This window comes from Streptomyces sp. NPDC059853, from assembly GCF_042731495.1.
Classification (GTDB): domain Bacteria; phylum Actinomycetota; class Actinomycetes; order Streptomycetales; family Streptomycetaceae; genus Streptomyces.
In genome coordinates this window covers 1-7,850 of sequence record NZ_JBHWJL010000251.1, presented here as the reverse complement: position 1 = coordinate 7,850, position 7,850 = coordinate 1, and the positions used below count along the sequence as shown (strand labels likewise).

The 7,850-nt window shown below is 72.8% G+C and carries 7 protein-coding genes; 3 read left to right on the top strand and 4 right to left on the bottom strand.

What is annotated here, in order from left to right; genetic code table 11:
- Positions 1–913 precede the first annotated feature (913 nt).
- Positions 914–2,188, top strand: coding sequence for an alpha/beta hydrolase (locus ACFV5N_RS21640; protein WP_385602297.1), 1,275 nt, complete (start codon positions 914–916; stop codon positions 2,186–2,188).
- A 109-nt stretch (positions 2,189–2,297) separates the two neighbouring features.
- Positions 2,298–3,719, top strand: coding sequence for an endo-1,4-beta-xylanase (locus ACFV5N_RS21635; protein ID WP_385602294.1), 1,422 nt, complete (start codon positions 2,298–2,300; stop codon positions 3,717–3,719).
- 189 nt (positions 3,720–3,908) lie between these two features.
- On the opposite strand, the gene ACFV5N_RS21630 is transcribed toward ACFV5N_RS21635, so the two are convergent.
- The 4 genes from ACFV5N_RS21630 to ACFV5N_RS21615 form a co-directional block, all read right to left on the bottom strand.
- Positions 3,909–5,024 (bottom strand): Gfo/Idh/MocA family protein, encoded by a 1,116-nt coding sequence (locus ACFV5N_RS21630; RefSeq protein ID WP_385602291.1) that lies wholly within the window; start codon positions 5,022–5,024, stop codon positions 3,909–3,911.
- On the bottom strand, positions 4,994–5,710 hold the full coding sequence (locus tag ACFV5N_RS21625) for a ThuA domain-containing protein (RefSeq protein ID WP_385602288.1): 717 nt from the start codon (positions 5,708–5,710) through the stop codon (positions 4,994–4,996). Before ACFV5N_RS21625 ends, ACFV5N_RS21630 begins: the two co-directional genes overlap by 31 nt.
- An 83-nt stretch (positions 5,711–5,793) precedes the next feature.
- The gene (locus ACFV5N_RS21620) at positions 5,794–6,117 is read right to left on the bottom strand and encodes a hypothetical protein (RefSeq protein WP_385602285.1); all 324 of its coding nucleotides are present in this window, start codon (positions 6,115–6,117) and stop codon (positions 5,794–5,796) included.
- Positions 6,114–6,938: a phytanoyl-CoA dioxygenase family protein gene (locus ACFV5N_RS21615; RefSeq protein ID WP_385602282.1), complete on the bottom strand. Its 825-nt coding sequence runs from the start codon at positions 6,936–6,938 to the stop codon at positions 6,114–6,116. The genes ACFV5N_RS21620 and ACFV5N_RS21615 overlap by 4 nt, the downstream gene beginning before the upstream one ends.
- A 71-nt stretch (positions 6,939–7,009) precedes the next feature.
- Between ACFV5N_RS21615 and ACFV5N_RS21610 the strand changes: the two genes are divergently transcribed.
- Positions 7,010–7,807, top strand: a complete 798-nt coding sequence (locus ACFV5N_RS21610; protein WP_385602279.1) for a helix-turn-helix domain-containing protein — start codon at positions 7,010–7,012, stop codon at positions 7,805–7,807.
- The last annotated feature ends 43 nt before the right edge of the window (positions 7,808–7,850 follow it).

Here is a 7,850-nt window from a genome sequence, read left to right as displayed (position 1 = left end):
CATCTCCTGACGCACCGCGGCGGCGGTGATCGGCGCGCTCTCAGCGGGAGACCTCGGCTTCGTACCCACCTCTCTTCCGGTCGTGGGGAGCGCCGCGGCCCCGTGCTCGGCGTCTGCACGAGCGGGAGCGCTCCCATGCGCGGGCGTGCAAGACCTTCGACCTGCCGCGGCGAAGCCGGGCCACGGGCGCCGGACCGCCGACGGATGCGTCGATGCGGAACGCTAGGAGCGCCGGGAGACTCCGTCAAGCCTGTGCGCGCGACCGGGGACACCCGGTCTCCGCGGGAGCCGGGACGGGCTCGGGAAGGCCCGGCCGGCGAGCCGGTCACACCGGTTCCGGACGGCCGCCGGGCCGGGCGCCCGGGGGCCGGTGACGAATCCGGACCGGGCCATTGACGCGGCTCTGGCCATGCCCCATCATCCAAGCTGTTTGGTAGGCCGGTCGGCGTCCGGCATATCGAATGTGGCTGCTGCGGGGGGGACTTCCGCTCCCCCGGCGGGCCACGGCCGCACCGCGCGTCCCAGTACTTCCCCCCGGGCCGGAGAGGTTTCCCGTCCCGGAGGGCTGGACATCCCGGAACGACATCACGTCGTCACGCGACCCGCGGGGCCCGCACGGGCACCGCGGCGGAGCACACACGACGCAGTTCCCGCACCACGCTCACCACCGGTTCCGCACGGCCGCGCCCCGCGTCAGCACGGCTCGCGGGCCGGCCGGGCGCACCGCAGATCCGGGCTCACGGACGGGGAGGACGACCCCGGCCGCGAGCCGGACGCGCCTCCCACCGCACCGCACGGCCCGCGCACGTCCGCTCCTCCCGGACGGGGGCCGGTCCCGTCAGCTCACTTCGTGATCCGAGGAGTTACATCGATGTCGTTACGACGCCGCACGATTCTGCACGGCCTTGTTGGCATGGGCACGGCAACCGTAGGGGCCTCCCTGCTCGGCGCCGGACCGGCGGCGGCCGCCGGCCGTCTCGACGCCCCCACCCAGCGTTTCGCCATCGGGGTACGCGAGTTCGCCTGGAGCCGCGGCTCCCGCCGCCTGGTCACCCGGATCTTCTACCCCGCCGTCGGCACCCCGGGCGGCAACCCGGTGCGCGACGCCGCACTCGCCGACGGGGTCTTCCCGGTGGTCGAGTTCAGCCATGGTCTCGGGGGGAACCCGGAGAGTTACGCACCGCTCATCCGGCCGCTGGCGGAGGCGGGCTTCGTGGTCCCGGCACCGGTCTTCCCCACCACCTCCACCGGCACCCCGGGCAATATCGGGGACGTCTACAACGGCAACCAGTCCCAGGACGTCTCCGAAGTCCTCACCAGGACCCTGGCGCTCAACACCACCCCCGGTTCCCCGTTCGCCGGACGCCTGGACACCGCCACCGGCGTCGGTGTCGCGGGGCACTCCCTGGGCGGGATGACCACCCACGGCCTGCTCACCGCCTGGCCGGACGAGCGCATCGTGGCCGCGGTGCCGTTCGCCACCGTGCACATGGGGAACCCCTCGGCGCGCGTGGCGGCGAAGGTCCTGTTCGTCCACGGCGACCAGGACCCCATCTGCCAGTACTCCTCGGCCCGCCAGGCCTACAACGAGCTGCCGGCCCCGAAGGCCTTCCTCACCCATCTGGGCACCGGCCACGACGAGTACATCTGGAGCGGTGTCAACCACACCCAGACCGTGAACACCTACGTGGACTGGATGCGCTGGAGCCTGTACGGGGACACCGCGGCCCGGGACCGGCTGCCCGCCGGGGCGGCCGGGAGCCGTACCCGCTGGGAGTCCGTCCTCACCTCGGGCGGGTCCGGTCCGGTGGTCGCGCTGCGCTCCTCGGCCAGCGGCCAGTACGTGTGCGCGGAGAACGCCGGAGCCGAAGCGCTCGTCGCCAACCGGCCCACCGTCGGGCCGTGGGAACGCTTCGACCTGATCGAGGCCGGCGGCGACGCGGTGGCCCTGCGCTCCCACGCCAACGGCCAGTACGTGTGCGCGGAGAACGCCGGAGCCAGTCCGCTGATCGCCAACCGCACGGCCGTCGGACCGTGGGAGACCTTCACCCGGGTCCGGAACGGCGACGGCTCCGTCGGCCTGCGCGCCCACGCCAACGACCGGTACGTCACGGCGGGCAGCGGGCCGCTGATCGCGTCCGCCACGACGCTCGGAGCCGCGGAGTCGTTCCAGCTCATCCCCTCCTGAGCCCCGGCCGGTATCCGCACCCCCCATCTCACCGGAAGGACACCGGATGATCCTCACCGCTCACCCCGTGCCACACGGCACCCGGTTACGCCGTCTCAGACTCCTCGTCATGCTGCTGGCCCTCCTGCTCGTCTCCGGCGGTACCGTCGTGGCCTCGGCGGGCACCGCGGAGGCGGCGACCACCCTGGGGAGCGCCGCAGCCGAACGCGGTCGCTACTTCGGCGCGGCGGTCGCCGGGCACAAGCTCAACGAAGGCGCCTACACGACCATCGTGAACAGGGAGTTCACCAGCCTCACCGCCGAGAACGAGATGAAGTGGGACGCCACGGAACCGTCCCGCGGCTCCTTCAACTTCTCGGCCGGCGACCGGATCGTCAACCACGCCCGCCAGCAGGGGATGTCCGTCCGGGGGCACGCCCTGGTGTGGCACGCCCAGCAGCCGGGCTGGGCGCAGGGGCTGGAAGGAAGCACCCTGCGGTCCGCGATGGTCAACCACATCAACCAGGTCGCCGGGCACTACCGGGGCCAGATCCACTCCTGGGACGTGGTGAACGAGGCGTTCGCGGACTGGCCCGCCGGGCAGCGACGCGACTCCAATCTCCAGCGCACCGGGAACGACTGGATCGAGGTCGCCTTCCGCACGGCGCGGGCGGCCGATCCCACCGCCAGGCTCTGCTACAACGACTACGGCACCGACGGCATCAACGCCAAGAGCACGGCGATCTACACCATGGTGCGGGACTTCATCGCCCGCGGGGTGCCGATCGACTGCGTGGGGTTCCAGTCCCATCTGACGAACTCGCCGCCGGCCGACTACCAGGCGAATCTCCAGCGGTTCGCGGATCTGGGCGTCGAGGTCCAGATCACCGAGCTGGACATCGCCGGAGCCGACCAGGCGAACGCCTACGCCACCGTCACCCGTGCCTGCCTGGCGGTGAGCCGGTGCACGGGCATCACGGTGTGGGGTGTCCGGGACAGCGACTCCTGGCGCACGGGTGAGAACCCGCTGCTCTTCGACGGCGCGGGCAACAAGAAGCCGGCGTACACGGCGGTGCTCGACACCCTGAACGGCGGCGGCGGTACGCAGCCCGGCGGGATCGACACCCGTGCCTGGTACGTGCTGGTGAACCGGAACAGCGGCAAGGCGCTCGACGTGTACAACCTGGCGACGAACGACGGGGCCCGGATCACCCAGTGGTCCCGCAACGACCAGGCGCAGCAGCGCTGGCAGTTCGTCGACTCCGGCGGAGGCTACTACCGGCTCCGCTCCCAGCACTCCGGAAAAGTCCTCGACGTCCACAACTGGTCCACCGCCGACGGAGGCGCCGTCGTCCAGTGGAGCGACACCAACGCCGCCAACCAGCAATGGCGCGTCGCCGACTCCCCGGGCGGCACGATCCGGCTGATCAACCGCCACAGCGGCAAAGCCCTCGAAGTCCAGGGCGGCTCCACCGCGGACGGCGCCAACATCGTCCAGTACGCCGACTGGGGCGGCACCAACCAGCAATGGCAGCTCGCACGCGTGGGCTGACGCCCGACCGGTACCGGCGCGGGGCGCGGTCCCACGATCGACACGAACGCCTCGTAGGTGCTGGTGAACCGGCGACCAACTCCACCTGCTGGATCCGGCGGCCGGGTCCGGCCCCGTACGCGCCGCCGGGTGTGCCGGGCGGTGCGTACGCCTCCGGGTGGGAGGGGTTCCCCGCGCGGTGTCCTGAGGTCAGGAGGTTCCCGGCCGTCCCCGCCACCGGCCCGCGTCGGTGAGCGGGACCGGGGCCGGGCGCCGGGTGGTCGTGGTCAGTTCGATCCGCCGTCCTTCGGCCGCTGAGGTGAGCAGGGCGCTCATCACCTCCGACACATGGAGCGCCAGACGGCCGCCTGCGCGTGGTTCCTCGCCGGGGCCGGTGGCAGCGAAGTCCAGCAGGCCGACGCCCCGCTCGCCGTCGGCGTACCCCGCGGCGGCGGGCAGGGTGCGCCACTCCCGCGTGCCGTCCGTGACGATCCGCACCGGGCCGCCGAACCCGTTCGGGTCCGGGACCGCCAGTGACCCGCTCTCGCCGTGCACCTCGATGGGGGTGGCCGCGGTGGCCAGCCCGTCGAAGCTCGTGGTGAGCGTCGTCAGCACTCCGCCCGCGTGTTCCAGCACTCCGGAGACGTGGGTGTCCACCTCGACCGGGATGGTCCGGCCGGCGCGGGGGCCCGACCCGATGACGCGTGTGTCGCGCAGCCGGCTGGCGGCGCCGATCACCGCCGTGACCGGCCCGAGCAGGTGGACCAGGGCGGTGAGGTAGTAGGGGCCCATGTCCAGGAGCGGGCCGCCCCCGGCGGTGTAGTAGAAGTCGGGGTGCGGGTGCCAGCGTTCATGGCCGGGGGTGATCATCACGGCGGTGGCGAACTGGGGCCGTCCGATGCTGCCGGTGTCGATGGCCCACCGCGCGGTCTGCACTCCGGTGCCGAGCACCGTGTCCGGGGCACAGCCCACCCGGGTGCCCGCGGCCGTGGCCGCCTCCATGACGCCCAGGGCGGCGGGGAAGGTGGCGGCCAGGGGCTTCTCCCCGTACACGTCCTTGCCGTGCGCGATGGCGGCGAGGGCGATCTCGGCGTGGGCGGCCGGGACGGTGAGGTTGAGGACCGTGTCCACCTCGGGGCAGGCCAGCAGTTCCCCGGTCTCCAGCGCCCGCGCGCCGGGCAGTTCCGCGGCGACGGCCGCCGACCGGGCGGGGTCCAGGTCGGCGACGGCCGTCACCCGGACGCCGGGGTGAGCGGCGAGGGTGTCCCGGTAGACGCGGGAGATCACGCCCAGGCCTACGATGCCGATGCGGTGCGGCTCGCCCACAGCATCCCCCTCCGGACGATGGTCGTGACGTTGGGGTTCTCCAGGACGCTCAGGTCGTGCCCGGGGGTGGTGATCAGGATCCGTCCGGCTCCCCAGTGGCGGGCCCACACGGCCGGGGAGGTGACCGGGCGCTGCCAGGGGTGCCAGGGCCGGACGGGGTGGGTGGTGGTGGCGAGCACGTCGATCAGGTCGTCGTGCAGGACCCAGTACTGTTCGGTGTCGAGCGTGAAGTCCTCGATGCCCGCGGTCACCGGGTGGTCCCGGCCGAGCGGGGTGATGGTCACGGTGTGCGGCAGGAAACTGTCCGCCTCGTTTCCGCGGCGGAGTGCGGGGTCCTTCGCCGGGTGTGCCGCGAACTGGCCGCCCACCAGGTGGAGGTAGTCCGCGCTGGCCCGGAAGGAGTCGGCGGCACCGCCGTGCCAGCCGGTGAATCCGGTGCCGGCCGCGATGGCCGAGGCGAGTCCGCTCACCTGCTCGTTGGTGGCCTCGGACATCGTGATGCACTGGACGACCAGGTCGGTGCCGGCCATGAGGTCCGGGTCGGCGTAGACGTCCGTCGACCCCGAGACGCGGACGGTGTAGCCGTTGCTCTCCAGGAAGGGTATGAACAAGTCCGTGGCCTCGATGGGCCGGTGGCCTTGCCAGCCTCCCCTCACGACCAGGGCGGTGGGGTGCGTCGTGGGCATGCGGTGTGATTCCTCCCGGTGTGGTGGCTCCGTCGGGTGGCGGGTGGGCGGGGGTGCTGCGGGCCCCGCGGCGTGCGGGCCGGTCAGCGGTCCGCGCCGGTGTGCACGAGTTGTTCGAAGAAGAACTCGTGTTTCAGGAACGACACGTCGTACTCGTGGCCGGGGTACGGCGGGATGAGCTGGGAGGCCTGGATCAGGCGCCAGCCGTCGCGCAGGGCGGCCACCCCGGTGGCGTAGGGCGGTTCCTCGCTGTCGCCGGTGGTCGGTGCGGTGCGGCCGGTCCCGTCGTACAGCGACCAGCCGAGGACGGCGGAGTCCAGCGCCGACGTGGACAGGTACAGCACCAGGACGCGCTGGCGGACGGTGTCGGCGGACGGCGGGGCGGGGGCGGGTGTGCGCGGCGTCATGCGGTGGCCTCCTTCGGCCGGTTGGAGACGCGGGTGACCCAGTGGTCGAGGTCGAAGGTGTCGTCGCCGGTCAGGGCCCGCCACATCAGGACCCGGTGGTACCGCTCCAGACGGCCGGTCGCCTGCTCGTACCAGGGAAAGCCGGTGTCCAGGGCCGCCGTCACCCGGGGGTCCGTCAGGTCCGAGGTGTCCCACAGCAGCCGCTGCCGGACGGTCGGGTTGAAGCGGATCTTGAACATGTAGCGGGGGATGTCGCTGTCGTTGCGCCGTCCGCCGTGCCACAGCCCGTGGTGCAGGAACACCACGGTGCCGGCCGGGCAGACCAGCCGGTCCTGGCCGCGCAGGTTCTGATAGCGGCCGGTGTCGCTCTCGTTGGTCCGCCGCAGATGGCTGCCGGGGACGCTGAGCGTGCCGCCCATCTCCAGCGTCACCTCGGCCGGGTAGTACATCAGCTGGACGTCGAACGCGTCGGGCCGCACGTCGATGATCGCGTCCGCGTGCAGCGGCTGCGCCTCCCCCTCGCGGGGGCCGCGCACGTGCACCGCGTGGTGGTCGATATTCGGGCCGGGGCCCACCAGGCTCCGCACCGCCCCGGCGATCCGGGGGACCGCGAGGAGCCGCCGGACGAAGGAGCCCTCCGGGTACGCGCGCGCCACGGGTGTGCCGTAGGGCACGGGCGGGACGCCGGCCGGAAGCACCTCCATGGCCTCGTCGTTCAGCTCCGCGGGCACCACGGCGTCCAGCCGGATCGCTCCATGGGAGACGAAATGCGCCATCTGCACGGAATTGAGAAGATGTTCCGTGCTTGTCTTCTCCGTCATGGCCCTCACGGTAGAGGCGGTCTCTTTTCTGCGCGTGGGCCCTGTCCACCCATTACTGGTAGATTTCCGCTGTGCGAGAGACTGCCGTGCACCTCGGTGAACCGCCCGTCGTCACCAGTGTCGGGTTCGGCGTCCACGGCCCCGCCGGGCACACGGACGTCTTCCGTCTCCCCGATCTGTGGCAGCTCCACCTGTACCGCTACGAGGCCGGCCTCACCGTCGCGGGCACCCCGCACGCCATCCGGCCGGGCCGGGTCAGCCTCATCCCGCCCGCCGCGGTCTGCCGGTACGACTACCGGGGCCGCTCGGAGCACCTGTACGCCCATCTGCGGCTGCCCGCCACCGGCGAACCCCGTACCGTCCCCGTCGTACAGGACGCCGGACCGGAACTGCCCACGCTGTCCACCCTGATGCACCAGGCCCTCGCCGCCTGGCCGAGCACCCCGGGCCGTGCCGCCGCCGAGATCTGGACCGCGCTGTGGCGCGTCGCCCACCTCGCCCCGGCCGCACGGGGCCGCCAGGACACCACCCACCCGGCCGTGAACACGGCCATCGCCCACATCGAGGCCCGGCTGGCCTCCCCGCTGACCGTCCCGGACATCGCGAAGGCCGCGGGGCTCTCCCACACCCACCTCACCCGGGTCTTCCGCGCCGCCACCGGCAGCACCGTCGTCGCCTACATCCGGCAGCGCCGACTGGCCCGCGCCCGGCATCTGCTGCGCGAATCCACCCTGTCCATCTCCGCGATCGCGGCCCAGGTGGGCATCCCCGACCTCCAGGCCTTCAACAAGGCGTGCCGCCGGGACCTGGGGGCCTCCCCCCGGGCGCTCCGCGCGGCGCACCGGGCCGCCGAGCCCCCGGCGGGCTGAGCCCGGCGGACCCGGTGGCCGGGCGAGGCCGCCGGGCCGGGGA